The organism is Microcoleus sp. B3-D2 (assembly GCF_036705345.1).
GTDB lineage: Bacteria > Cyanobacteriota > Cyanobacteriia > Cyanobacteriales > Microcoleaceae > Microcoleus.
In genome coordinates, this window is the sequence record NZ_JAUBUG010000022.1 from 58527 (window position 1) to 83375 (window position 24849).

20 protein-coding genes and 1 tRNA gene are annotated in these 24849 nt (G+C 46.2%); 12 read left to right on the forward strand and 9 right to left on the reverse strand.

Annotation, left to right across the window (positions count from 1 at the left end):
- Window positions 1–22 precede the first annotated feature (22 nt).
- Entirely contained in the window at window positions 23–1498 is a 1476-nt protein-coding gene (glcD, locus tag QUB14_RS11020) for a glycolate oxidase subunit GlcD (RefSeq protein WP_333217030.1), read from the forward strand.
- A gap of 204 nt (window positions 1499–1702) precedes the next feature.
- On the opposite strand, the gene QUB14_RS11025 is transcribed toward glcD, so the two are convergent.
- Window positions 1703–3595 (reverse strand): PAS domain S-box protein, encoded by a 1893-nt coding sequence (locus QUB14_RS11025; RefSeq protein WP_333217032.1) that lies wholly within the window; start codon window positions 3593–3595, stop codon window positions 1703–1705.
- A gap of 475 nt (window positions 3596–4070) precedes the next feature.
- Here QUB14_RS11025 and purH point away from each other — a divergent pair, with 475 nt between their 5' ends.
- Together purH and QUB14_RS11035 are read left to right on the forward strand one after the other, a co-directional pair.
- Window positions 4071–5615: a bifunctional phosphoribosylaminoimidazolecarboxamide formyltransferase/IMP cyclohydrolase gene (gene purH, locus QUB14_RS11030; protein WP_333217034.1), complete on the forward strand. Its 1545-nt coding sequence runs from the start codon at window positions 4071–4073 to the stop codon at window positions 5613–5615.
- Window positions 5616–5949: 334 nt separating this feature from the next.
- Window positions 5950–6879, forward strand: coding sequence for a 2OG-Fe(II) oxygenase (locus tag QUB14_RS11035; RefSeq protein WP_333217036.1), 930 nt, complete (start codon window positions 5950–5952; stop codon window positions 6877–6879).
- 362 nt (window positions 6880–7241) lie between these two features.
- On the opposite strand, the gene QUB14_RS11040 is transcribed toward QUB14_RS11035, so the two are convergent.
- A complete protein-coding gene (locus QUB14_RS11040) occupies window positions 7242–8723 on the reverse strand; it encodes an ankyrin repeat domain-containing protein (protein ID WP_333217038.1) in 1482 nt (493 codons plus the stop codon).
- 96 nt (window positions 8724–8819) lie between these two features.
- Here QUB14_RS11040 and QUB14_RS11045 point away from each other — a divergent pair, with 96 nt between their 5' ends.
- Window positions 8820–9290: a DUF4079 domain-containing protein gene (locus QUB14_RS11045; protein ID WP_333217040.1), complete on the forward strand. Its 471-nt coding sequence runs from the start codon at window positions 8820–8822 to the stop codon at window positions 9288–9290.
- Between the two features lie 156 nt (window positions 9291–9446).
- Here the strand turns inward: QUB14_RS11045 and QUB14_RS11050 are convergent, their stop codons facing one another.
- Both QUB14_RS11050 and QUB14_RS11055 read right to left on the reverse strand, forming a co-directional pair.
- Window positions 9447–11354: an ATP-binding protein gene (locus QUB14_RS11050; protein WP_333217042.1), complete on the reverse strand. Its 1908-nt coding sequence runs from the start codon at window positions 11352–11354 to the stop codon at window positions 9447–9449.
- A gap of 537 nt (window positions 11355–11891) precedes the next feature.
- Window positions 11892–11962 (reverse strand) — tRNA-Cys (locus tag QUB14_RS11055).
- Between the two features lie 14 nt (window positions 11963–11976).
- On the opposite strand from QUB14_RS11055, the gene cpdA reads away from it, so the two are divergent.
- The 3 genes from cpdA (at window position 11977) to QUB14_RS11070 (ending at window position 15532) form a co-directional block, all read left to right on the forward strand.
- Window positions 11977–12918, forward strand: coding sequence for a 3',5'-cyclic-AMP phosphodiesterase (cpdA, locus tag QUB14_RS11060; protein ID WP_333217044.1), 942 nt, complete (start codon window positions 11977–11979; stop codon window positions 12916–12918).
- A gap of 190 nt (window positions 12919–13108) precedes the next feature.
- Complete coding sequence (locus tag QUB14_RS11065; protein WP_333217046.1) at window positions 13109–14587, forward strand: alpha-amylase; 1479 nt, start codon at window positions 13109–13111, stop codon at window positions 14585–14587.
- A 168-nt stretch (window positions 14588–14755) separates the two neighbouring features.
- Window positions 14756–15532 carry an SDR family NAD(P)-dependent oxidoreductase gene (locus QUB14_RS11070; RefSeq protein ID WP_333217048.1) on the forward strand — a complete coding sequence of 259 codons (777 nt, stop codon included), beginning with the start codon at window positions 14756–14758 and terminating at the stop codon, window positions 15530–15532.
- Between the two features lie 144 nt (window positions 15533–15676).
- Here QUB14_RS11070 and cofG read toward each other — a convergent pair whose 3' ends face one another.
- The gene (gene cofG, locus QUB14_RS11075; RefSeq protein ID WP_333217050.1) at window positions 15677–16630 is read right to left on the reverse strand and encodes a 7,8-didemethyl-8-hydroxy-5-deazariboflavin synthase subunit CofG; all 954 of its coding nucleotides are present in this window, start codon (window positions 16628–16630) and stop codon (window positions 15677–15679) included.
- Between the two features lie 362 nt (window positions 16631–16992).
- Here cofG and psbA point away from each other — a divergent pair, with 362 nt between their 5' ends.
- Complete coding sequence (gene psbA / locus QUB14_RS11080; RefSeq protein ID WP_333060032.1) at window positions 16993–18075, forward strand: photosystem II q(b) protein; 1083 nt, start codon at window positions 16993–16995, stop codon at window positions 18073–18075.
- A gap of 437 nt (window positions 18076–18512) precedes the next feature.
- The gene (locus tag QUB14_RS11085) at window positions 18513–19283 is read left to right on the forward strand and encodes a GerMN domain-containing protein (protein WP_333217052.1); all 771 of its coding nucleotides are present in this window, start codon (window positions 18513–18515) and stop codon (window positions 19281–19283) included.
- Between the two features lie 108 nt (window positions 19284–19391).
- Here the strand turns inward: QUB14_RS11085 and QUB14_RS11090 are convergent, their stop codons facing one another.
- From QUB14_RS11090 to efp, 3 genes are all read right to left on the reverse strand, one after another.
- Window positions 19392–19784, reverse strand: coding sequence for an ArsR/SmtB family transcription factor (locus tag QUB14_RS11090; RefSeq protein ID WP_006631662.1), 393 nt, complete (start codon window positions 19782–19784; stop codon window positions 19392–19394).
- A gap of 30 nt (window positions 19785–19814) precedes the next feature.
- On the reverse strand, window positions 19815–20372 hold the full coding sequence (gene accB, locus QUB14_RS11095; RefSeq protein WP_333064832.1) for an acetyl-CoA carboxylase biotin carboxyl carrier protein: 558 nt from the start codon (window positions 20370–20372) through the stop codon (window positions 19815–19817).
- Window positions 20373–20571: 199 nt separating this feature from the next.
- Complete coding sequence (gene efp / locus QUB14_RS11100; protein ID WP_190659475.1) at window positions 20572–21129, reverse strand: elongation factor P; 558 nt, start codon at window positions 21127–21129, stop codon at window positions 20572–20574.
- Between the two features lie 279 nt (window positions 21130–21408).
- Here efp and QUB14_RS11105 point away from each other — a divergent pair, with 279 nt between their 5' ends.
- The 3 genes from QUB14_RS11105 (at window position 21409) to thiL (ending at window position 24318) form a co-directional block, all read left to right on the forward strand.
- The gene (locus QUB14_RS11105; RefSeq protein WP_333217054.1) at window positions 21409–22533 is read left to right on the forward strand and encodes a peptidylprolyl isomerase; all 1125 of its coding nucleotides are present in this window, start codon (window positions 21409–21411) and stop codon (window positions 22531–22533) included.
- 238 nt (window positions 22534–22771) lie between these two features.
- On the forward strand, window positions 22772–23086 hold the full coding sequence (locus QUB14_RS11110; protein WP_190739081.1) for a hypothetical protein: 315 nt from the start codon (window positions 22772–22774) through the stop codon (window positions 23084–23086).
- Window positions 23087–23118: 32 nt separating this feature from the next.
- Window positions 23119–24318 carry a thiamine-phosphate kinase gene (gene thiL, locus QUB14_RS11115; protein WP_333297192.1) on the forward strand — a complete coding sequence of 400 codons (1200 nt, stop codon included), beginning with the start codon at window positions 23119–23121 and terminating at the stop codon, window positions 24316–24318.
- A gap of 116 nt (window positions 24319–24434) precedes the next feature.
- On the opposite strand, the gene QUB14_RS11120 is transcribed toward thiL, so the two are convergent.
- Window positions 24435–24680: a hypothetical protein gene (locus QUB14_RS11120; RefSeq protein WP_333217059.1), complete on the reverse strand. Its 246-nt coding sequence runs from the start codon at window positions 24678–24680 to the stop codon at window positions 24435–24437.
- Between the last annotated feature and the right edge of the window lie 169 nt (window positions 24681–24849).

Sequence of the window (24849 nt, forward strand, 5' to 3'; positions counted from 1 at the left end):
AGTTCCCTAATTAAATTCACTAATGATAGCCATAGAAACAGAACGCAACTGGAAACCCGTTATTAAAGAATTTGAGGCTGTAGTCGGCAAAAATGGGGTGGTGCAGCGCCGCGAAGAATTGATTGTCTACGAGTGCGACGGACTCGCCAGCTACCGCCAGCGCCCCGCCGTGGCGGTATTGCCTCGAACTACCGAGGAAGTGGCGCAATTGGTCAAAATATGCGATCGCAACTCAATTCCCTGGGTGGCTAGAGGCGCAGGCACCGGCCTTTCCGGCGGCGCTTTGCCTGTAGAAAACTGCGTGCTGATTGTCACTGCCCTGATGCGAAAAATCCTGAAAGTAGACTTAGAAAATCAGCAAGTTGTCGTGCAACCGGGAGTAATTAATAACTGGGTAACGCAAGCAGTTAGCGGCGCCGGTTTCTACTACGCGCCCGATCCTTCCAGTCAAATTGTTTGTTCAATTGGCGGCAACGTTGCCGAAAATTCTGGCGGCGTTCACTGCCTCAAATACGGAGTCACAACGAATCACGTTTTAGGATTAAAATTGGTACTTCCCGACGGTTCAATTGTCGATGTCGGTGGCGAAATTTCCGAAATGCCCGGTTACGATTTAACTGGTGTATTTGTCGGTTCCGAAGGCACTTTAGGAATCGCCACAGAAGTTACTCTGCGAATTCTCAAAGCGCCGGAATCGATTTGCGTTCTCCTAGCGGATTTTTCCAGTATAGAAGCAGCGGGCGAATCGGTTTCCGACATTATCAGCGCTGGCATTATTCCCGGCGGCATGGAAATTATGGACAACATCAGCATTAATGCTGTGGAAGATGTGGTGGCAACTGGATGTTATCCCCGCGATGCGGCGGCAATTCTACTCATAGAAATCGACGGTTTAGAAGTGGAAGTTGCCACAAACAAACAGCGGATAGCTGATATTTGCAAGCATAACGGAGCACGAAATATCACCACGGCAAGCGACCCGGAAACGCGGCTAAAAATTTGGAAAGGGCGGAAAGCTGCTTTTGCGGCGGCGGGTCATCTCAGCCCTGATTATTACGTGCAAGACGGCGTAATTCCGCGAACGCAAATGGCTTATGTTTTGAAAGAAATTGAGGGTTTGAGCGAGAAATACGGTTATCGGATTGCTAATGTATTTCACGCGGGAGACGGGAATTTGCACCCGCTGATTCTGTACGATAACTCGGTAAAAGGTGCGCTGGAAAAGGTGGAAGAATTGGGCGGAGAAATTCTCAGGCTTTGCGTGAAAGTTGGGGGAAGTCTTTCGGGGGAACACGGCATCGGTGCTGATAAGAAGTGTTTTATGCCCGATATGTTTTCGGAGGTAGATTTGGAGACGATGCAGTGGGTGCGTCAGGTGTTTAATCCGAAAGGTTTGGCGAATCCTGGGAAGATGTTTCCGACGCCGAAGACTTGCGGGGAAGCGGCGAGGGCTAAGGTTGAAACTTTTAAGAAGTTGGAGGGTGCAGAGGTTTTTTAATTAGCTATTTATGCGGGTAAGGTGAGCAAAAAAGCACCTGATAATTCTCTCTACAATGGGGAGGCAAAGCCTCTAAGTATGCGTTCCCAGCCAGAGTCGGGTAACGAGAAAAAACGATTTTTCTCGTTTTTTAGGAGTGCGAACGTCCCGCTCGCTTGTTTGCCTGTATATCAAGTTGGTAAAGCGCGGATTGCCCATTCTGCGCTAATGTGCGATCGGAATTTTGATAGTAAATTCCGTGCCCTTGCCCAATTCCGAAGTACAATATAATTCCCCTTTGTGTCTTTCTACAATAATTTGATAGCTAATTGACAATCCCATTCCCGTGCCTTTACCAATGGGCTTGGTAGTAAAAAATGTATCGAATATCTGCTGTTTGACTTGCTCAGTTATTCCCGGGCCGTTGTCGGCAATTTTAATTGCTACAAAATTGCCGACCACTTCCGTACCAATCCTAATCTGGCTAGGATTTTCTACCATTTGTTGACAATTTTGCCTATTGTTCGCATCTTCTAAAGCATCGATCGCATTGCTGAGAATATTCATAAAAACTTGATTGATCGGCCCAGCAAAACACTCAACAGTCGGCAATTCTCCGTATTGTTTTACAATTTGAATGGGCGGCTTTTCTCCGTTCCCTTTCAAACGGTGATTGAGAATTAACAGCGTGCTGTCAATACCTTCGTGGATGTTAACGGGTTTCATCTGTGAATCGTCATGGCGCGAAAAGTTCCGCAGCGACTGGACAATCTGGCAAATCCGCTCGACACCAACGCTCATGGAAGACAATATTTTAGGTAAATCTTCAGCTAAAAAATCGAGTTCATTTTCTTCTCTTTCCTGTTGAATTTCCGCGACTGGATCGGGATAATGCTTTTGGTAAAGTTCGAGGTGGTGAAACAAGTCTTGAGTATAATTTGTGAGATGAGTGAGGTTGCCGTAAATGAAGCTGACTGGGTTGTTAATTTCGTGAGCGACGCCCGCAAGTAGCAAGCCCAAACTAGACATTTTTTCGCTTTGAACTAATTGGGAATTAGTGGCTTTGAGCTGGTTAAGTGTGGCTGCTAGTTGAGCGGCTTGTTCTCTGCTTTGTGCTTCGGAAATATGCAAGGCTTCTTCAGCTTGTTTGCGCTCAGTGATGTCTCTCTGTACGCCAATAAAATGAGTTAATTTGCCCAGGCGATCGCGCACGGGAGAGATTGAGAAACAATTCCAGAAAGCGGTTCCATCTTTGCGGTAATTCTTTAATATTACCTTGCATTCGCTTTCTGTTTGCAAGGCTTGGCGAATTATTTCTACTGCCGCCGGATCGGTATCGCTTCCGTGCAAAAATCGGCCATTTTTTCCGATAATTTCCTGCCGCCGATAACCTGTCATGCTTTCAAATGCGGGATTGCAATAAATAATTGGATTTTCGGGGTCAGTGGCGTCAGAAATCGTAACTCCGGTGCTAGTAGCTGCTATAGCTCGATCGTACAACCAAAGCATTTCTTCTGCGCGCTTGCGATCGGTAATATCCCGTAGCGTAGCTAAATAAGCCATTTCTCCATCCCATTCCGTTTCCACCACCCGCATTTCTACTACAGCATTTGCTTTTTGCTTGCGAATAGCTTCAACTTCTGTTTGCACGACGCGAGTTCCTGGCGCTTCTGTTTTTCTAACTTGGGGAATAATATCCGTCGCCATCTCAAGGTCGCAAGCTGAAACTTCTACTACTAAATTGCCAAAAAATGCTTGACCTAGAAGTTCCTCTGCCGTGCAGTTAAACAGCGCTTCTGCTGACGGGTTGGCAAAACAGACAAGTCCTCGCTTGTTAACGATTGCGATGCCGTCGGCATTTTTTTCGATCACATTCCGAAACCGAGATTCGCTAGCTTTCAAATCCTGCTTTAGCTGTTCCATTGCTCGCTCCATCTGCTGCAGTTCGCACAGACTAAGACTATAAGCTTCGGAAATGTTGGCATCTGTCGAATTCTCGGCTCTTTTTTTGGGAATCTGTTGGTAGTCGGTTCTGTGAATCATATTGTGAGCAGTTTTTTTATGATTCCTGCTAATATTACTGACCTTATTTTCTGGATCGGCTTCTTGAAAAAACATATTTCTACCCTACCAAGTTATTTTTTCGATTAAGGTATTGCGATCGCCCAATTTTCCGGGAAATTTAGGGAGATAGCAATTTACACCCGATGCTAGCACATTACTTTTCTAATTCATCCTAAAACTTCGTTAAAATTCCTGAGTAATCGCCCTATAATTATCTATTAACTTTTATTAAGTAATTTCAACAACATTTATACTTACGTAGCGATACGAACGGTGCAAGCTGGATATGGCTTCAATCCCTCTCCCACTCACAAAATAATCAGTTACCCGCAAAAGTCTTAAATATTTAAAAGCCACAGGTCAGTATAAATTATTATATAATTTTGCCAAAAAATATACTTAAAAATGAGCGAACTCATCCTTAACTCCTCAAAAATAATCATAATTAGCCATTACCAAATCATCTCCCTGCAGGCAGATGTGATATAGAATATAACCTATCTATTTTTGCGATCGCAACTTCAAACCAATGGCACGTCTAGCACTTCTGAGCACATCCAATAAAAGCGGACTAATCGACTTAGCGCGCACTCTAGTAGAAGAATTTGAATTTGACATAATTAGTAGTGGCGGGACAGCAACAGCCCTCAAAGAAGCAGGCATCCCAGTGACCAAAGTTGCGGAATATACTGGTTCTCCCGAAATTTTGGGAGGGCGAGTCAAAACACTTCACCCGCGAATCCACGGTGGCATTTTAGCACGCCGCGATGTACCGGAAGACCTCGCAGACTTAACAGCAAATCAAATTCGGGCGATCGATCTAGTTGTAGTCAATTTGTATCCATTTGAAGAGACAATTTCTAAGCCAGGAGTTACTCTAGCAGACGCAATTGAGCAGATAGATATCGGCGGGCCGGCAATGTTGAGAGCCTCCGCCAAAAACCACGCTCATTTGACAGTGTTGTGCGACCCAGAACAGTACAATACTTATTTAAAAGAACTGCGGGAAAATGGCGGCGAAGCATCCTTAGAGTTTAGGCAAAAGTGTGCGCTAGAAACCTTCAAACATACAGCCAACTACGATCGCGCGATCGCAACTTATCTCAGCAGCCAATCCGCTGAAAAATCAGCGCTACCCGACGAGTTTAATTTATCAGGAAAAGAGTTGCAAACTCTGCGCTACGGCGAAAATCCACATCAAGCCGCCACCTGGTATCAAAGCGGAAGTACACCGACAGGCTGGACGACTAGCACCATCCTGCAAGGCAAAGAATTAAGCTACAATAATTTAGTAGATTTAGAAGCAGCAAGGCGGCTAATCGTAGAATTCCCCGACACACCCGCCGCCGCTATTCTGAAGCATACAAATCCTTGCGGCACAGCCTTGGGAACAACTATTTCTGAAGCGTATCAAAAAGCCTTCGACACCGATTCAGTCTCAGCTTTCGGCGGCATTGTCGCCCTCAACCGCCCGATTGATGCTGCTACCGCAACGGCTTTAACTCAAACATTTTTAGAATGTATCGTCGCGCCGGGGTGCGAACCAGAAGCAGAACAAATTATCAAGAAAAAGGCGAAAGTTCGAGTATTAATTTTGCCAGACTTGACTCAAGGACCGCCACAAACTGTTAAAGTTATTGCAGGCGGTTTGCTGGTGCAAGACTCAGATAATATAGTAGAAGAAACTAGCAAATGGCGGGTTGTTACTGAGAAACAGCCGACGGCCCAAGAGTTGGAAGAATTGCTGTTTGCTTGGAAAGTAGCGAAACACGTCAAATCAAATGCGATCGTTGTGACGCGCGATCGCACTACAATCGGTGTCGGCGCCGGACAAATGAATCGCGTCGGCTCAGTTAAACTAGCATTAGAACAAGCAGGAGACAAGAGCAAAGGAGCGATTTTGGCCAGTGACGGTTTCTTCCCCTTCGACGATTCAGTCAAAACTGCGGCTGAGGCGGGCATAATTGCGATCGTCCAACCCGGCGGAAGTATGCGCGATCGAGATTCCATCGAAGCAGCCAACCAACTCGGAATCACAATGGTTTTCACTGATATCCGCCACTTCTTGCATTAGGAATAATACCTAAAGCAATTCTCAATTGTGTATTTTATTGTAGGGATACAATAGTGTTCGCGGGTGTCAACTTAAGTTGAAAAGCTTTCATAAATCTCGTTTCTCCCCGAGTCTAGATCCCCCTAAATCCCCCTTAAGAAGGGGGACTTTGAGAAGAATCCTGTCCCGTCTTAAGACGGGAGACTTTGACACTCTTGTCTCCCCCTTAACAAGGGGAACTTTTACACTCTTGTCCCCCCCTTTTTTAAGGGGGGTTAGGGGGGATCTGGAAGGCTATTACACCAATCAACACTGTTATGTCCTACCAAATTCCCAGTTGCGTCCTTCAAAAATTATGACTTACACTCAACCGCAAATTAAACCCCAAGACATAAAAGTCAAAATCCTGCTCACTGGCGGACATCAATGCACCGTCACGCTCAAATCTGATACACCATTATTGCACAGCCTGATCAAAACATTAGTCGATCGCACTCAACCAACACCCGGTTTTTCCACCTTATTTCAAATCCCTATAGACGGAGGTCGTTCCGCCCTTTCTTTTCCCGGCGAAAACCTAGTGGGATTAGTCACCGAACCCCCAATTTACTTGCAGGAACTGCAACCGCAGCAGCCTGCAACTCCCGTAGAAATTCCCGCCGCAGAAATTCCCGCCCCTGCGCCTGTAAATGACGATTTAATATCTCGCTACGCCCAAATAGACAACTTTTTGACACCTGCAGAAAAGAATAAACTCATCAAATATGTCTTAGCAAAAGAATCAGAATTTGTGAGTACCAGCACCTCAACTAATGCCGAAGATTACCGCCGTTCGATGGTACTCCACTCGTTCCCCGAATTTTCGGAACTGATGGTTAATCGCATCAAAGCAATTCTGCCCGACGTGCTGAAAAGTTTAAATATTCCGTCATTTCCCCTGGGTGAGATAGAAGCTCAGCTAACCATGCACAATGACAACAACTTTTATAAACTTCACAACGACAGTGGCTCGCCAGATACGGCCAGCCGATTTTTTACTTACGTTTACTATTTCTATCGAGAACCCAAGGGTTTTTCAGGTGGCGAGTTGCAGATTTATGACAGCAAAATCGAGAACAATTTTTATGTGGCGGACAAGACATTCAGAACCGTTGAGCCTCGCAATAACAGCATCGTATTTTTTCTAAGTCGCTATATGCACGAAGTTTTGCGAGTTAGCTGTCCCTCAAAAGCTTTTGCTGATAGCCGCTTTACTATTAACGGCTGGGTACGCAAAGCAAACTGAGGTTAATATCGATTCCGGTTGCACCGTCCGTGCTTGTTGACTGTTGACTGTTGACTGTTGACTGTTGACTGTTGACTGTGAGTCCAAAAAATGAAAATTGCGCGAATTATTTGTTGCGAGCTTGATTCGACTTTACCCCCGACGATGAAGCGCCGATTTGATATCATTCCGGCGCTGCCGGAATTGATATAATTCATCATCTTGGACGCACTAATCACCTACTTTTGCCATTCTGAGTGAAGCGAAGAATCTCAATTATTGCCACAGCCTTACAGTGCGTAAGTTCCGATATGTGAGCTTCTTCACTTCCCAAAGCCTACCCTCAGAATGACAGAATTACCTTACTCAAAACTATTTAATTCTTACTCCAGTGATCCAGCACTTTTGAGCAATTTCACCACACTGGAATAACCCTTATACTCAGCCAGCATTAAAGCTGTATAATTTCCAGGATTTTTGTGGTTTAGTTCTGCACCCGCATCAATTAAAATTGTTACTGCCTCAGCATAACCCCGATGTGCGGCCCACATTAAAGCAGTTGCGCCCGAATCATCCAGCAAGTTGACATCCGCACCTTTTTCGACTAATAATTGGACGATCGCAATATGACCCCGATCGCACGCCTTCATTAAAGCCGTTTTCCCCAAATCCGCCGGGACATTGGGATCGGCACCGCCGTCAAGCAAAGCCTTTACCGTCTCGGTATGTCCGTGAAACGCAGCCAGCGTCAAAGCCGTCTCCCCAAAGTTTTTAGCATTCAGAAAATCAGCCGGATTTGAGTTTACTTTTTGCAGTAAAGCCGATACGATCGCACTATGGCCGTGAACAGCCGCCACCAGTAAAGGCGTATCGCCCAACCGATTTCTAGCACCGACACTAGCACCTCGGTTTAAAAGCAATTCCACGACATCTTCGCAGCCTTCAACCACGGCAAAATTCAAAGCAGTTTCATCATCTTTATCCTTAGCGTTGATATCGGCGCCAGCATCGAGTAAGATATGGGCGATCGCCGCATTTCCCCCAGCAGCAGCCGCCATCAAAGCCGTGCCCCCATCTCCATTTTTCACATTCGCATTAGCACCCGCACCAAGCAAAGTTTGCACTACATCAGTATTGCCGGCATCCGCAGCCAAAGTTAAAGCAGTTTCTCCGTTTTTGTCGGGAATTTCGACATCAGCACCAGCAGCCAACAGCGCCTCGACAACAGCCAAATTTCCCGCCGTCGCAGCCAGCATCAAAGCAGTTTTGCTCTCTAGATTTTTAACATTAGCATCCGCCCCACAATTGAGCAAAATTCGCACAATTTCAGCGCTTCCTTGACGGACAGCTAAAAACAGCATAGAATTGTCAGCAACCGCACCCGCATCCACCAAAGCTTTTACAACAGCTAGATGACCGGATAAAGCAGCTATTTTCAGAGCAGAATCTCCATCTTTATCTTGGACATTTACATCAGCATTAGCATCAAGTAACATCCGCACAACATTGATATCGCCCTTGAGAGAAGCCGCCATTAAAGCCGTACTTCCATCATCATTTTTAGCATTTACATCAGCACCTGCAGCCAGCAACAGCCGCACAGAGTCAGCCTGTTTGTGAGCCGCCGCCAGCATCAAAGCCGTTAGCCCAAAACGCCTGCTCACCTGGTTGACATTAGCGTCATTGTTTAGTAGAGTACGCACGATTTCTGTATAGCCCTTTTGGGCAGCAAACATCAAAGCCGTCGTCCCCTCAGAGTCTTTGGCGTTAGCGTTAACATTCTTAGCGAGTAAAGCTTGGACGTGAATAATGTTGCCAGTCTTGGCGGCTTGAATCAATACAGCGTCTTGTTTAGTGGCAGGCATAATAGTCTCTCATACCGTATATTTTTACCGTCGCACGAGACGGCCTGACTGGTATGCTAAGTTTTATGAAGTATGTTTGCTAATCCTCAGAACACTATGAATCTCGAAATTCCTCAGTCAGTGAAAGTTTGGAGCCAATTCATCCACCCAATTTTAATGTGGGTACTGCTGGCCATCTCATTTTATGCTTTGTATCTCGGCATTCAAATCCGACGTACCAGAAGTGCGGAAGGCGAACTCAAAAAAGAGTTAATTAAGGGCAAATTCAACGTCAAGCACCACCAGATGGGTTCTTTGCTGTTAGCCTTGATGATTACGGTTGCGATCGTCGGGATGGCCGTCACCTACATCAACAACGGCAAGCTATTTGTCGGCCCGCACTTGCTAGCAGGGTTGGGAATGATGGCAATAATTGCGATCGCAGCCTCGCTGACTCCTTTGATGCAAAAAGGCAATGATTTGGCCAGAAACGCCCACATCTTTCTGAATGTTGTGCTGTTAGGGCTGTTTGGCTGGCAAGCGGTATCAGGCGTGGAAATCCTGCAAAGAATTATCAGCAAAATGTGATAATTTGGGTAAGATTGCTAATCACTAATTGTTTTGGGGCGATTAGTGATTAGCAATTGAATTGTCATATTTTTTAAGTGGGATTGCCGAGCCAGTAACTTTTATTTGTATATATTTGCCTCCTTCTTCCTACTTGGGAATGATTATGTAGATTTGCTATTTCTTACTGGTTCGGTACGCTTGATGCGGATCGCTAGGATTTTCAGGACGAACATACTCAAGCTGACCCGTACCGATCAGACGGTTGAGATAGTTACTTCGCAGGTAAACTTGACTGCGGCCAAGAATAGCAGCAAGGTCTGAAGAAGATAACTCGCGCCATTGGCAAAGCAGCAGAATTACGGAGTCTACTTTTTGCTGATCCTTGGCTCGTTCTCCTAGTCCCTTAACAGCGTTCCTCAAATTGTCTGGCATCTGATCTAAGTAATTTGGCTCAGAATCCTTATCTATAGGGCTACCCGCTAGATTAGCGTTGTCTTGGGCCACTAACCCGCTAGATAAGCTGTTATCTACAGGGCTACTCGCTAGATAAGGACTATCTTGTGCAGCTAGTCCGCTAGGTAAGTCTTCCCCTAAAATATTTGGGCTGAGGGTATAGTAAGTTGCGGAGCCTTTTCCCTTCTGTTCCAGCAAGCCCGAATCCCGCAGATGTCTTAAGCGTCCGCTAGCTGTTAGCGTGTCTACGCAATTGATAGAGCGGTATATAAAGTTACTTATTCCGCCAATTTCCCTAACTATAATTAGCGCTCTTGCTTCATCATCATTAAGATTATAATCCTTAAATTGTGCTAACCATTCCACATCTTCAGGGCTTAACAGATGATGAACTAAAAGTTTAACAGTGAAACTATCTTTCTCTGAAATTGATTCAAATAAAGGAATCGTTAGATTTGCCCTGTGCATTTCATCAATCATAACGCGGATGCCTGTACCCTTTGTCTCTGCAATACCTACGTCATGCAAAACAGCAGCTATTTTTTCGTTGCGGGTAATGGAACCTGGTTCGCCCAGACTCTCGAAAGGCTTTAGGGAATAACCTGGATTACGAATTTCAAGGCGATTGGAAAACCTAATTACCTGTACAGGTTGGCGTGTACGATAATTACGGTGCATGAGAGAATTGACTATCGCTTCCCTAATAACTGTTCGCGGAATCAAGGGTACTTCTTGGCGGTAAATGTTGTTATCTCCCAGTGTAAATGCTTTGGGAATATCGTTTAACACAAGGCTGATTAGCTTAGGTATTGATAGTATTAACGGGTCAATAATTTCAACAGTTTGATAACGATTATTTGGATCGGGAACCCACTCACGTCCTTCTACTATGATGTAGTCTATACGGCTCATAGGGAAGTAACGCCGTAAAGATGTTGCCTTTCCAAATAAAAGAAGTCCGCCAATTGTCGCGCAAAGTTGTCCTTGATGCTTTGTTGTAGCGGCTACAGAATAGAGTAAATCAGACTCAGTGTAATTGAGTTCCGCGGCGCTGGGATTGACATTACTTCTGGTACGTCTATACTCTGCGATCGCCTGCGGGTCAAAATCATCTAAACTAGACTCAGGTACAGGGGTTTCATCGAAAGTGCGGTGCTGACGTAACTGGTACAAAAGAGCAATATCCTCATCCGTACAATGTTGGTCTGTTGGCCCTATGCGGCGAAAAGCACCTTTGGGAAGCCCTTTGCTCTTTATATAAACAGGCTTTTCATGGGGTTGAGCTTCTGGAATGAAAGCTAAGATTACATTCTTGCCATTGTGACTAATAACCTCAATCTGAGGACGAATTGCCACATTAAACAGCTCACGGCATTGATTAGCAAAATTAGATTGACTTTGGTCGGGGTCAGGAACTCCGGTTATTTGGTACTCATTAGCCGATTCATCATCCGATCTTTCTACTCCGAGTATTAGATAGCCACCTCCACGCCCCGGTTCATTGGCAAAAGCTGAAACGGTTTCCATCATACTTTTGCCAATGTCAGAGGCGCGTTTGGCTTCTATCAAAACTGATTCGTCATGGCTTGATAGTTTTTCCCAAAGTTCACCAAAACTTAATTCTTTCATAGGATTATGCCAAGACTCTGAACTTATTAGTTTAGCATCAAAATTTTACTTACTTGCTTAGGTTGGTTCATGTTATTTCATCGTATACCGCCAACGCCGCTAAATCAGACCGATACTAATAAAGGCTCCGCCCTACCTCGAATCAAAAATCCTTTTCCCGTCCCCGTAAACCTTTATATCCGGGTTAAGCTAACATTTTTGTTGTTAGTCTAGGTTTGGAGAAACCTGCAACTTTAGCCGTAGCAGATGCGATGCTCGCACACAAAGTTCTTACCTAGCGTAGCATCCGCCAGCTACTCAGCGAGAATTACAAAATTCTTAACCGAGAACGGCCACTAAAACACTCCTCATCCCATGAACGTCAAAATGCCCACAGAGTATTTGCTTTCAATCTATTCGGAGAATCCGAGTTAGGTCAATATTTTGGCAGATAACTGGCGAAAGAGATTGTTGCGATCGCACAAAAATACCCCGCTGACAGCAGGGACAAAACTCTGTCATCACTGACAAACAGTTTATTAATTTAGAAATTAAAAAAGGCGGCACCCAGATTTGAACTGGGGGTGGAGGTTTTGCAGACCTCTGCCTTACCACTTGGCTATGCCGCCGTCACGTCGGAAATTTGACGTTTTCTTATAGTACACCAAATCTCGATTATTTCAACATATTTGTCAAAAATTTCGTGCAGCGAAACTATCCCGTAGGGAATCGCCCTTTTTTCCCATATCCCCAAAACCCATCCGAGGCTATTCTAGAACTACATCGATCGCCCGCAACACCAGCCATGACACCAGTTTCTCCCTTACTCGTCGCCCAAATCACCGACACTCACTTGTTTGCAGAGATCGATCGAGAATGGAAAGGCCTCTCAACAACCCGCACCCTCCAAGCAGTTCTCGATCGCTTGCAACAGATACAGCCGCCGCCCGACTTACTCCTACTCACAGGCGACTTGTCGCAAGACGAAACACCCGAATCCTACCAGCGCCTCGTATCCCTCATCGCCACCCTCGGAATACCCGCCTACTGGATACCTGGGAACCACGACAACATCCCAGTCATGGCAGAAATCTTAAATCAGTCGCCTCTTTCCCCTGAAAAATCATGGATGCTAGGAAACTGGCAATTTCTATTACTTTCGAGTGTGGAAGCGGGATGCGACGGCGGGCGGCTTTCCCCAGAAAGCTTGCATTGGCTCGACTCTCAACTGCAACAAACTGGCGATCGACCTGTTATCATTGCGTTGCACCATCATCCTTTGCCGATAGACTGTGAAATCATGGATGGAATGATGCTGCACAATGCCGATGAATTTTTCGCAATTGTCGATCGATACCCTCAAATCAAAATAGTCCTCTGCGGCCACATTCACCAAGAATTCCACCAACAGCGGGGCTCAGTTACCTACTTGGGGACACCCAGCACCTGCATCCAACTTTTACCGAAAAGCCATCCGATTATCCTTGACGAAATCCCGCCGGGATTTAGATTGCTGGAATTGGCGATCGACGGTACTTGGAGCACAAAAATTGAGCGAGTTATCGCACCATCGCGACCAAATTAATTTTTTGTGTCTGCCTAAAATAATTATTATCAAATTCACTTTCTGTTGTCAATACATCAACAGATAGATTGTTTTGAGCAGCCCCATCTATTATGATATTTATAGATCACAGATTGCAGGCATAGCTAGAGGGCTCGGCAACCAACAAAAATATATCTAGCAACATTACAAAACAGGAAAAACTAAATTTATGTCTGAACTAAATGGCGTGATGATGCAGTATTTCCACTGGTACAATCCCGCTGACGGGAACCTGTGGAATCAGCTAGCCGAATCTGCAAAAGATTTAGCCAAAATAGGCATTACATCCCTTTGGTTGCCACCCGCGTATAAAGGAACAGACGGCGCTGAGGAGGTAGGTTACAGCGTCTACGACTTATTCGATTTAGGCGAATTCGACCAAAAAGGGTCGGTACGCACGAAATACGGGACAAAAGATGAGTATTTGCGCGCGATTAAAGCTGCACAAGATGCAGGAATTCGGATTTATGCCGATGTTGTCTTCAACCACAAATTAGGTGCCGATGCAGAAGAAGAAGTCGAAGCTACACCCTTCCATCCCGAAGACCGCAATGCCCCAGTAGGCGAATATCAAAAAATCAAAGCTTGGACGCATTTTACCTTCCCCGGCCGCGACAAAAAATATTCCAGCATGGAGTGGCATTGGTGGCATTTTGACGCCATTGATTACAACATTTACAACACAGAAACCCATGCCGTTTACCTGCTAAAAGGCAAAGAATTCGATCAAGGAGTAGACTTAGAAAAAGGTAATTTTGACTACCTCATGGGTTGCGATTTAGATATGGACAACCCAGAAGTCACCGGCGAATTAAAATACTGGGGTGAGTGGTATGTCGATACAACAAACGTTGACGGCTTTCGCTTCGATGCCGTCAAACACGTTAAAGCAAAATTTTTCCAAGAATGGTTGGAACACGTCCGCCACTATGCCCAACGCGACCTATTTGCCGTCGGCGAATATTGGTCTTACGAAGTGGAAGCTTTGCACTACTTCATCGAAGCAACGGAGGGTAAAGTCTCCTTATTTGACGCGCCCCTCCACTACAACTTCCACGCTGCTAGCAAAGCCGGTAATAGCTACGATTTGCGAACAATTTTTGATAACACCCTCGTCCAACAGCAACCAGCCCTCGCCGTTACCTTGGTTGACAACCATGATTCCCAACCCTTACAATCCCTAGAATCAGTTGTCGAGCCTTGGTTTAAACCCCTTGCCTACGCTTTAATTCTGCTGCGGCGCGAAGGATATCCGTGCATTTTTTACCCGGATTATTACGGCGCTAACTATAAGGATAAAGCAAATGATGGCAATGAATACGAGATTTGGTTAGACCAACATCAGTTTATGGTAGATAAATTCTTGTTAGCGCGCCAAACTTATTCCTACGGCAATCAGTACGATTATTTCGACCACCCCAACACTATTGGCTGGACGCGACTGGGAAATGAAGAACATCCAGGCGGCATGGCTGTGGTACTCAGTAACGGAGGCGATGGCACTAAGTTTATGGAAGTCGGACAGCCGAATCGAACTTATATTGACATCACCGAACACATCCAAGAACCCATCACCACGAATGAGGATGGTTGGGCTGATTTTAGGTGTAACGCCGGTTCAGTCTCTGTCTGGGTTCCGCAGCCGTAAAAACTGTGTTAACAGCAAAAAGTAAAAAGCAAGATATGTTTTGACTTTTTGCTTTCATATTTTTGATAACTAAAATCTATCTATAGTTAGGACTAAAGCTCTCTCTTTAGTCCTATTTTTAGAATGTGCGATCGTGTATTATAATGTGATTTTACATAAAAAATAATTATGAAACTTTCACAAAAAGTTGCCGTTATTACTGGCGGAGGGTCGGGAATTGGTCGTGCAGCAGCAATTTTAATGGCTAAGGAAGGCGCAAAAGTTGCTGTTATCAATCGCACTTTAGAAACCGGCCAAGAAACCGTCCGCCAGTTGGTGGATGAAGGAGGCTGCGGGCTAGCTATTGCAGCAGATGTGGCCGATTATATGCAAATGCAACAGGCATTTCAAACCATTTTTGATGAATATCAAAGAATTGATATTGTGTTGGCAAATGCGGGTATTAACGGTGTATGGTCGCCGATAGAAGAGATAGAACCTGAAGAGTGGGACAAGACAATTAATACCAACCTCAGAGGAACATTTTTGACTGTTAAGTATGCTGTTCCTTATCTGAAAAAACAAGGAGGTTCCATCGTCATTACATCGTCGATTAATGGCACCAGAAGTTTCAAGAAAGTTGGCGCCACAGCTTACGCTTCCAGCAAAGCGGCCCAAGTAGCTTTAGCGAAAATGCTGGCGCTAGAACTTGCTCCCAGCCACATCAGAGTCAATGTTATATGTCCGGGCGCGGTGGAGACTGGCATTGAGGGAAGCACGGTTAAGCGCCATCTTGATGACATTCCACTCGAGCCTGATTCCCTTCAAGACCTGATTCCTTTGACGGATAATACCCCCGGTTCTAGCGAAGAAATCGCCCAATTAGTTTTATTTCTGGTATCCGATGCGTCCAGCTTTATCACAGGTACTGAAGTCTGGATTGATGGTGGCGGTTCTTTGATTTAAAATCTCTATAGCAGCAATTTAAAGAAGGTTGCTACCAATTATCAATTACCCATAATTAATGACTGAATATCAAGCAATTTGGTCACAAGCCCCCGGATTTATCAGTAGGCTCAATTCTTCAATCTAAAATCTAAAATCTAAAATCTAAAATCGATTGACTCTCCATTGTTTGACAGCAGTTTGCAATGTCTGCGGCAGCCACTTATCGTACTGAGGATAAACAGGCAAACGCTTTACGAGTTGCCATCCCGATGCTGCTAAAATTTCTGTTAAAGTTTGGTGTTGCAGGTGAGGATAATCGGGATTAACTTCATCCCGCGGCCCAATTCCTCCTAAATCTCTAGCACCTGCTTCTAAACAAGCCAGCAATATGTCTGGCTGTGCAACTAAATTTGGGGGAATTTGCAGCCTGATTTCAGATGGTAAAATGCTGCGGGCGCTCGCAATTACTTCGGGCATTTTTGTAGCATCAAAAACTTCACCGTCCCAACTTTGCTGGTTTCCCGGACTGTGTGGCTGGAGGATAACTTCTTGAATGTGATTGTAACGCGAATGAATCCGGGCGATCGCCTCCAGCGTCTCAATCCAATCGGCCTGACTTTCCCCAATTCCCAGCAGCAAACCAGTTGTGAACGGAATCTTCAATTCCCCAGCCCATTCTAACTGTTGCAGCCGCAGCGCCGGCACTTTACTCGGTGCGTGTCGGTGAACAGTTTGTAACAAATGTGGCGCAAGCTCTTCTAGCATCAGCCCCATCGATACATTTACCTTTTTTAACTGTGCCATCTCCTCAAAGCTGAGCGGCCCCACATTAGTATGCGGCAAAAACCCCAGAGCAAGTGCCAGTTCGCACAAATCACAAATCCGCTGCAACCAAGCTTTTCGCCGTTGACTGTGAGGATGTACCTCGCCGCTGAGGATGAGAATTTCAATTACACCTTGAGTTTGCAGCAGCAAAAGCTGTTTTTCGGCTTCTGCGAGTGTCAGCCAAGGACTTTGCAGCGGTTCTGCCCGAAAATTGCAATAGGTGCAGCGGTTAAAACACTCGTAAGTGGGAACCAGAGTATAAGCAGGGCTGTAGGTGACGGTGCGGGACATTCCTTGGGACTTTTATCGATCGGACTTACGCAACAACATATATCTGTGCAGTGCGAGTTTTGCGGTTGGCGATCGCAACCCTTCATCTATCTTAACACTGACGCAAGCCCGGAATCTCGTTGCCCAGGTAGATTATGAGTATTCTTCATTTGTGGGCGATCGTCCACAAATTCCGCATTCTGCTTTTAAACTCCTTATACAGCAAGTCTTATGGCTTTTAACCAGCATAATTTATGACACCTATAAGAAAAACTGTGCTTAGAAGGCCTTTACAAACTGAAATAAAAGCTTTATGTTTATTTACATGGCGGAACATAAAGCCGTCACGAACATTGAAAACCAAATAAAGCAATCATAAACAAATGACAACAACCTTACAGCAGCGCGAAAGCGCCAATGTCTGGGAACGCTTTTGTGAGTGGGTAACAAGCACAGACAACCGCATTTATGTAGGTTGGTTCGGCGTCTTGATGATTCCTACCCTCCTGAGCGCCACCATCTGCTACATCATCGCCTTCATCGCTGCCCCTCCAGTGGACATCGACGGCATCCGTGAACCAGTAGCAGGTTCCTTGATGTACGGTAACAACATCATCACAGGTGCTGTTGTTCCTTCTTCAAACGCAATTGGCTTACACTTCTACCCAATCTGGGAAGCAGCTTCCCTCGATGAGTGGTTGTACAACGGCGGCCCTTACCAATTGGTAATTTTCCACTTCCTGATCGGTGTATTTTGCTACATGGGTCGTGAATGGGAATTGTCCTACCGCTTAGGTATGCGTCCTTGGATCTGCGTCGCTTACTCTGCACCAGTTGCAGCAGCAACCGCAGTATTCTTGATCTACCCAATTGGACAAGGTTCGTTCTCTGACGGTATGCCCTTGGGTATCTCCGGTACATTTAACTTCATGATCGTGTTCCAAGCCGAGCACAACATCCTGATGCACCCGTTCCACATGTTGGGAGTTGCTGGTGTCTTCGGTGGTAGCTTGTTCTCCGCCATGCACGGTTCTTTAGTTACCTCTTCCTTGGTTCGTGAAACAACCGAAACCGAATCGCAAAACTACGGTTACAAATTCGGTCAAGAAGAAGAAACCTACAACATCGTTGCAGCCCACGGCTACTTCGGTCGTTTGATTTTCCAATACGCTTCATTCAACAACAGCCGTTCTTTGCACTTCTTGTTAGGTGCATGGCCAGTTGTCGGCATCTGGTTTACCGCTTTGGGTATCTCCACGATGGCTTTCAACTTGAACGGTTTCAACTTCAACCAATCGATTATCGACTCACAAGGTCGCGTTATCAACACTTGGGCTGATGTCATCAACCGCGCTAACTTGGGTATGGAAGTAATGCACGAGCGCAATGCTCACAACTTCCCTCTCGACTTGGCTGCAGGTGAAACCACTCCCGTAGCTTTGGTTGCTCCTTCTATCAACGGCTAAGTTTTAGCTTTTGATTGATAAAAAGCGCTCCTAGAAATAGGGGCGCTTTTTGTTTGGGGAATTTTTTTTTTAGAGACCTGCTTCTATCCCTTAAATCCCTTAAATCCGTTACCCCCTTACCTCCCTTACATCCATTCGTGGCTTTCCTTCTTCCTTTTTACTTGTTTTTTCTTCCTTTATTCTTTAATTTTTTATGATTACTATAGAACATAGCCACTAGGCCGATCGAGATACTGTGACATACTCCACGGGCGAAATCTTATATGATGGTCTAGGATTCCAATAGTCGGATTCAGGATATGTTGGGCTTGCTATAAAGTGTTCGCTAGGAGCAATGCAATTGTGTCAATTCCAGAATCTAACCATAGACAAATGTAGCTGATCGGGAGTCGCTCCTCACCGTCCCAAGCGCTCTATCTGTAAGGAGAATTTGTATTATGAAAGATGGACAAGAAGTACGCCGCGTCTCCACAGCCGTCATTGCCGGTGTTTGCGGGTTGGCTTTACTGGCGGGAGGGGGCATTGCCTGGTGGACCGCGAACCGTTCGCCAACCCCCGCAGGTACGCAGTCTTCTGCTCAAACTACCGCTCCGCCGCTGTCCCCAAGCCCTGCGGAATCTCCTGCTGTAGTTATCCCCGTACCCCCTCCAAATCCTGTACAAGTGCCACAGGTTCAGACGCCACAGGTTCAGACGCCGCAGGTTCAGACACCTCAAGCTCAGACGCCGCAGGCTCTAGTCCCAAAGTCGGCGCAGCCAAAGCCTTTGCCGCAGACGGATGTCCAGACAGTGCAAGTCTACTGGGTTAAAGATGCCAGCGGTAAATTTGAGGGAGTTCCTACGAAAGTAGCTGTCAAACAAGCTGACCAGCCTGATGCAGCTTTACAAGCTGCTTTTAACAGTTTGTTGGCCGGGCCGAAGGATGGAACTGTTTCTAGCGAAATTCCTAAGGGGACAAAACTCAGGGGTTTAAGTGTTAAGAATGACGGAGTTTATGTCGATTTGTCAGCCGAATTTACTTCGGGGGGAGGGAGCAATTCGATGACTGGCCGGTTAGGGCAAGTTATCTATACCGCTACGAGTTTAAAACCGAATACCAAGGTTTGGATTTCGGTGGAAGGGAAGCCTTTAGAACTTTTAGGCGGCGAAGGTTTGGAGGTGGCTCAGCCGAGTACCCGCCAAAGTTTTGACAAAAATTTTCCCCTTTAGTAATTATGAGTCATTAGTTACAAGCCATTAGTCATCGGTCTGAAGGCCGATCGTAGGAATTGATAACTGATGACTCATGACTGAGGACTGAGAACTGGCAACTAATTTTCAGTGCTTCGTAGTTAGGCTAAATGCCCGAAAGTGTAGGGCTTGCTGTTCGATCCTGCTGGCAAGCCGATCGCACACCATATTACACAGCTCAAAAATTAACTCGTCCTGCACCTTATAATAAGCTGAAGTTCCTTCACTCCGGCGAGTGAGGATACCAGCTTGGAGCATGAGTTTTAGGTGCTTAGAAACATTGGCTTGACTCGTTTGAGTAGCTTCCACCAATTCTTGCACGCATTTTTCGCCGTCGCGAAGCAAGTTCAAAATTCGTAAACGCATGGGTTCGCTCAAAATGCTGAAATACTCAGCAACTTGTTGCACAACCTCTTGCGGGACAGGCTGGGATGACTTCATCAAACTCACCGGAGAGAAGTGATCGGGAAATATTAGCATTTATTCTGTCCATAACAATAAAGTAATCCTTCAATCCGGATTAATTCGCATCAACACTTGACCGTATTCGACAGGTTCGCCATTTTGAACTAAAATTTCCATCACTTGACCGGAGACTTCATCCGCATCGATCTCGTTCATCAGTTTCATCGCTTCGATAATACAGACTGTCTGATTGACCTTGATGCGATCGCCCACATTGACAAAAGGCGGCTCGTCAGGAGCAGCAGCGCGATAAAAGGTTCCTACCATCGGCGAGATAATTGGCACCCATTTCGTATCGACAGAAGCAGGTACGGCAGCAGGTACGGCGACAGGGGCGACGGGTACAGGGGCAGCCAGATCCGCTGCTAAATTTTGGTCAACAGCAGCAGGTGACGCTAATGTGGGGCTAGCAACAGCGGCCAACGCGCTCGGAGCGACAGTCGCCACGGCAGCAGGGAGCGCAGCAGAGGTGCCTGCTGAACTTGCCAGAATGCCTTTGCGTACTGTCAGTTCAATATCCCCACTTTTTAAGGTCAGTTCCGAAATGCCAGTTTTGTCTAATACAGTTAGCAGGTCACAAAGCTGGTTTAAGTCTAGTTGCACAGCAGATTCAAGGGTAATTGAGAATTGAAAATTGAAAATTGAAAATTGAAAATTCAGAATCAGGCGAAGCTAGGAGCATCAACGACTTTGGAGGCAAAAGGGAGAGTTTTTAAGCTGTGAGCGATGAGTATTGAATTTGGACTTCTTTAACTCATAACTCAAAACTAAAAACTAAAAACTCCCTTTTCCTCCCTCGTTTCTACTCTCGGCCGAGGTACTTGTCTTCACGAGTATCAATCCGAATCCGTTCTCCAATAGAAATAAACAGAGGCACCATAATCTGAGCGCCAGTGGAGAGGATGGCGGGTTTGCTGCCACCAGTGGCAGTATCTCCTTTGACTCCGGGATCGGTTTGTATCACTTCCAAGACAACAGAGTTGGGCAGTTCCACTTCCATGATTTGGTCGTTCCAGCGCAGGATGCTGACTTCCATACCTTCAGTGAGGTACTTGACACGATCGCCTATTTGCTTAGCACTGAGCCGACTTTCCTCGTAAGTTTCCATATCCATAAAGACGAGCTCGTCGCCCTCTTTATAGGTATGTTGCATCACGCTCTTTTCCAGGTTGGCTTGAGGCATTGTCTCGCCCGCCCGGAAGGTTTGTTCTACTACGTTTCCGGTTTGGACGTTTTTTAATTTTGTCCGCACGAAAGCCGAGCCTTTTCCTGGCTTGACGTGGAGGAATTCGATAACCCGCCACACGCCGTTATTCCATTCAATTGAAACACCTGGTCGAAAGTCGTTACTGGAGATCATATAAATTTTTGCGGGCAATCCCGTCGCCTTGCGGGCACGGGGGAACTACAGTCAGGTTAAAGCCGCAGTCTAGCTGACGGCATCAAAAAGCAATTGGCATTTTATTTTACCGTTCAAAGGGAGCAAGTGCTGTACGGAAATGTTAATGGCAGGGGGCAAGGGGCTGTTGTTAGTGGGTAACTACCTCCCGGGCCGAAGGAACAGACACTTTAGATGGGTAGCAGCTTAGAGGGCGGGCAGCGCTGTGGGAAGATAATAGAGGCAATAAAAGTTAAAGTTATGTTGCATTGGCCTAATTTCTCGATCGATACGTGCAAGCGCTGGGTCAAAACCGTCGCTTTAGCGCTCTTGCTGTTCACTCTCTCCCTGAGTTTCAGTGCAGTCTCCCATGCCAAACGGCCCAGCAGCAGTATGCCTGCAGGGAATGCGATTACGGACGGCCGGGCGCTGCTGCGCTTCGCTTTACCTATTGACAATCAGACTGTGCGAGAGTTGCAAATCAGTCTCGAAGACATTGGCAACCACATACGGTCTAAACGTTGGGGGCCGATTAGCAGTGATGTCAGCAAGGCTTCCAGGATTCTCAACCTTCGGGAATCTGACCTTTTAGAGAGTATTCCCGACACCAAAAAGCCGGAAGCTGAAACTCTAGTTGCAGCAGTCAAGAACGGAATTGCTCAACTGGAAAAGGCTGTTGAGGCTAAAGACAAGGAAAAAGTGATTGACTTGAAAGCCACAATCCTCGGTTCGGTAGGCGAAATCGAAGAGTTGATGGTGACAAAGTTTCCATTTGAAGTGCCGGCCAAGTATGCTAATCTGCCTCAACTGAAAGGGCGCGCTACTGTGGCTGTACAAACTGAAAAAGGGGAAATTACTGTTGTGGTTGACGGCTACAGCGCCCCGGTTACGGCTGGTAATTTTGTGGATTTGGTCGATCGAGGTTTTTATGACGGTTTGCCGTTTATTCGATCCGAAGAATCCTACGTTTTGCAAACCGGAGACCCCGAAGGCAAGGAAGAGGGTTTTATTGACCCAGCTACTGGCAAATACCGGAATGTGCCGCTAGAAGTGCTCGTCAGGGACGAAAAAGAACCTATTTACGGGATTACTCTAGAAGATGCGGGGCGTTATCGCGACGAACCTGTTTTGCCTTTTTCTGCTTTCGGTACTGTGGCCATGGCCCGTACAGAAACTGACCCTGATAGCGCTTCTTCTCAGTTTTTCTTTTTCTTGTTTGAGCCTGAACTCACGCCCGCCGGTCTGAATTTGTTGGACGGGCGATATGCTGTTTTTGGTTACATGATTGAAGGAAAAGAAGTTTTGGAGCAACTGAAGCAGGGAGACAAGATTGTATCTGCTAAGGTAGTTAAAGGAATCGAAAATTTGGTGCGACCTCAAGTTTAATTAATGACGGCGATTGAAATCGCTGCTTGTCAAAAGTGACGGCGATTGAAATCGCTTTTACACAAACAAAGCCCGCCTGTGCGGGCTGAAAAAATCAATAGTGACTGCGATTAAAATCGTTTCTGGATGGTGAAGGAGATTGAAATCGCTTCTGCACAGATACATCCCGCCTCAGCGGGCTGGAAGAAGAGATAATTTTTATAGTTTCGTTATTGAAATTAGGAATTAAATCGAGAATATGGCTATTTTACAATTTTTATTGGTAATGGGTTTGGGCGGATTCGCAGGCTTGTTGATTGTGAAAAATGTGAATGAAAGCAAGCAAAAACAGCGGTTGGATGAGGCTTTTTATCAGTTATTGGAAACTCAAAACAGTCAAATTTCGTTGATTCAACTGGCGGCTAATGCTAGGGTTGAGGCAGAAGTGGCTCAGCAGTATTTAACTCGGCAAGTTAAAATTTTTTCGGCGGTTTTAGAGGTAGATGATGAAGGAGATACTTTTTATAGGTTTCCTAGGTTGCGCTTGCCCCCGAGTTCGGGTAAGGAATGGTGAATTGAGAAAGTGCGATCGACTAATTCCCAATTATGAAAGTTAAAGATATCGGTGAACAAGGCCTTTTAAGAATATTGCAAAAATTCTGCCCCGCAGAGATAGTGGGTGATGATTGCGCTGTCATGGCTACAACTCCCAACCAATCTCTCGCTATCACTACAGATATGTTGGTGGATGGAGTGCATTTTAGCGATCGCACTACGGGGCCTTATTACGCAGGATGGCGCGCCGCAGCAGCGAATTTGTCGGATCTCGCGGCGATGGGAGCAAAGCCTCTGGCGGTGACTGTAGCCCTCGCTGTGGCGGCGGATACGGCTGTGGAGTGGGTTGAAGAGTTTTATCGGGGGATGACGGCTTGCTTGCAAGAATATGATACGCCGATCGTCGGTGGCGATGTTGTGCGATCGCCCGTGGTGACGGTGGCGATTACTGCTTTCGGACAAGTTGAGTGCGATCGTACCATTAGTCGATCAAATGCGCGATCGAATTGGGCGATTGTGGCTACCGGCGTTCACGGAGCCTCCCGCGCGGGATTAGAATTGCTGTTAAATCCAGAATTCGGGCAAAATCTTACAGAAGTCGATCGGGCTTCTTTAATTCTCGCTCACCAGCGCCCTAAACCGAGACTCGATGTTTTGCCGGTTGTTTGGGAAATATTAGGTTCCGAAGGCGCGATGGAGCCCCCCCTCAGTCCCCCCCTTGGTAAGGGGGGGAAGCAAGATTTCACTTCTCCAAGTGCGATGGAACCCCCCCTCAGTCCCCCCCTTAGCAAGGGGGGGAAGCAAGAGTCCAATTCTCCCCCCCTTAGCAAGGGGGGGCCGGGGGGGGTCAATTCTCCCCCCCTTAGCAAGGGGGGGCCGGGGGGGGTTCAATCCTCAATTGCAATCGCAGGAATGGACAGCAGCGACGGTTTAGCTGATGCGATTATTCAAATTTGTCGGGCTAGCGGTGTTGGCGCAAAAGTCGATCGCACAAAAATACCAATTCCCAATATTTTCAGCGAAATCGTATCAACCGAAAAAGCTTTAGATTGGGCATTATACGGCGGAGAAGACTTCGAGTTAGTGCTGTTTTTGCCGATCGCGAATGCTCAGTTATTGGTAGAACAAATCGGTAATGGTGCTGCGATTGTGGGAATCGCTACGGATAGCACCGATATCTGGTTGACTGATAGCAGCGGCATTTACCCTGATGCTATATTAAAGCTCGATCGAGGATTTCAACACTTCTAAATTCTCTCTTATCTCTTAGTGGGCGTCCGGCGGACATCGTTTGTATAGACGCGGTTTCAACCGCCGAGTCTCTCTTCCGCTTCCTGTAAAATATTATTAACGGTAATGGTTGAGTTTTATTCTTGTTCAGTGGGCGATCGCACTTCGACCGATTCCTGTAACATATCATTAACTGGTGGACTTTGGGAATGGGGCAATCTCGGAGGTTCAGGCTTACGCCGAAACCATCTGTACTTATTGATTTTCCACGCACCATTAATCCAGCCCACCAATCCAGAAACCACGATTACCGCCAAGAGACTCCACAACAGACTAGCTACAGCCGGATGAATGCGATCGCCATTTTGAGGTATTCTGAACACTATGTCTCTCTCTACATAGGGCTTGCTGAATAATCGAGTGCATATTGCGTCGCGAAAGGTTTCGAGCGCGCGAGCGAGAATAAAGTGCAAGATAAACAGGTAAAATAGGTCAAAACCCGTGCATCACCACCTGAGCTCATGTACAAAAAGGTTGAGCTTGCTCCCATCC

Excerpts from the sequence above, each read along its gene's own strand:
- QUB14_RS11045 (WP_333217040.1), top strand. The coding sequence starts at position 8,820 with ATGAATCTCGAAATTCCTCAGTCAGTGAAAGTTTGGAGCCAATTCATC.
- glcD (WP_333217030.1), top strand. The coding sequence starts at position 23 with ATGATAGCCATAGAAACAGAACGCAACTGGAAACCCGTTATTAAAGAA.
- QUB14_RS11035 (WP_333217036.1), top strand. The coding sequence starts at position 5,950 with ATGACTTACACTCAACCGCAAATTAAACCCCAAGACATAAAAGTCAAA.
- QUB14_RS11040 (WP_333217038.1), bottom strand. The coding sequence starts at position 8,723 with ATGCCTGCCACTAAACAAGACGCTGTATTGATTCAAGCCGCCAAGACT.
- QUB14_RS11110 (WP_190739081.1), top strand. The coding sequence starts at position 22,772 with ATGGCTATTTTACAATTTTTATTGGTAATGGGTTTGGGCGGATTCGCA.
- QUB14_RS11090 (WP_006631662.1), bottom strand. The coding sequence starts at position 19,784 with ATGCTAATATTTCCCGATCACTTCTCTCCGGTGAGTTTGATGAAGTCA.
- QUB14_RS11065 (WP_333217046.1), top strand. The coding sequence starts at position 13,109 with ATGTCTGAACTAAATGGCGTGATGATGCAGTATTTCCACTGGTACAAT.
- QUB14_RS11070 (WP_333217048.1), top strand. The coding sequence starts at position 14,756 with ATGAAACTTTCACAAAAAGTTGCCGTTATTACTGGCGGAGGGTCGGGA.
- QUB14_RS11025 (WP_333217032.1), bottom strand. The coding sequence starts at position 3,595 with ATGTTTTTTCAAGAAGCCGATCCAGAAAATAAGGTCAGTAATATTAGC.
- thiL (WP_333297192.1), top strand. The coding sequence starts at position 23,119 with ATGAAAGTTAAAGATATCGGTGAACAAGGCCTTTTAAGAATATTGCAA.
- QUB14_RS11050 (WP_333217042.1), bottom strand. The coding sequence starts at position 11,354 with ATGAAAGAATTAAGTTTTGGTGAACTTTGGGAAAAACTATCAAGCCAT.
- purH (WP_333217034.1), top strand. The coding sequence starts at position 4,071 with ATGGCACGTCTAGCACTTCTGAGCACATCCAATAAAAGCGGACTAATC.
- efp (WP_190659475.1), bottom strand. The coding sequence starts at position 21,129 with ATGATCTCCAGTAACGACTTTCGACCAGGTGTTTCAATTGAATGGAAT.
- cofG (WP_333217050.1), bottom strand. The coding sequence starts at position 16,630 with ATGTCCCGCACCGTCACCTACAGCCCTGCTTATACTCTGGTTCCCACT.
- QUB14_RS11105 (WP_333217054.1), top strand. The coding sequence starts at position 21,409 with ATGTTGCATTGGCCTAATTTCTCGATCGATACGTGCAAGCGCTGGGTC.
- psbA (WP_333060032.1), top strand. The coding sequence starts at position 16,993 with ATGACAACAACCTTACAGCAGCGCGAAAGCGCCAATGTCTGGGAACGC.
- QUB14_RS11085 (WP_333217052.1), top strand. The coding sequence starts at position 18,513 with ATGAAAGATGGACAAGAAGTACGCCGCGTCTCCACAGCCGTCATTGCC.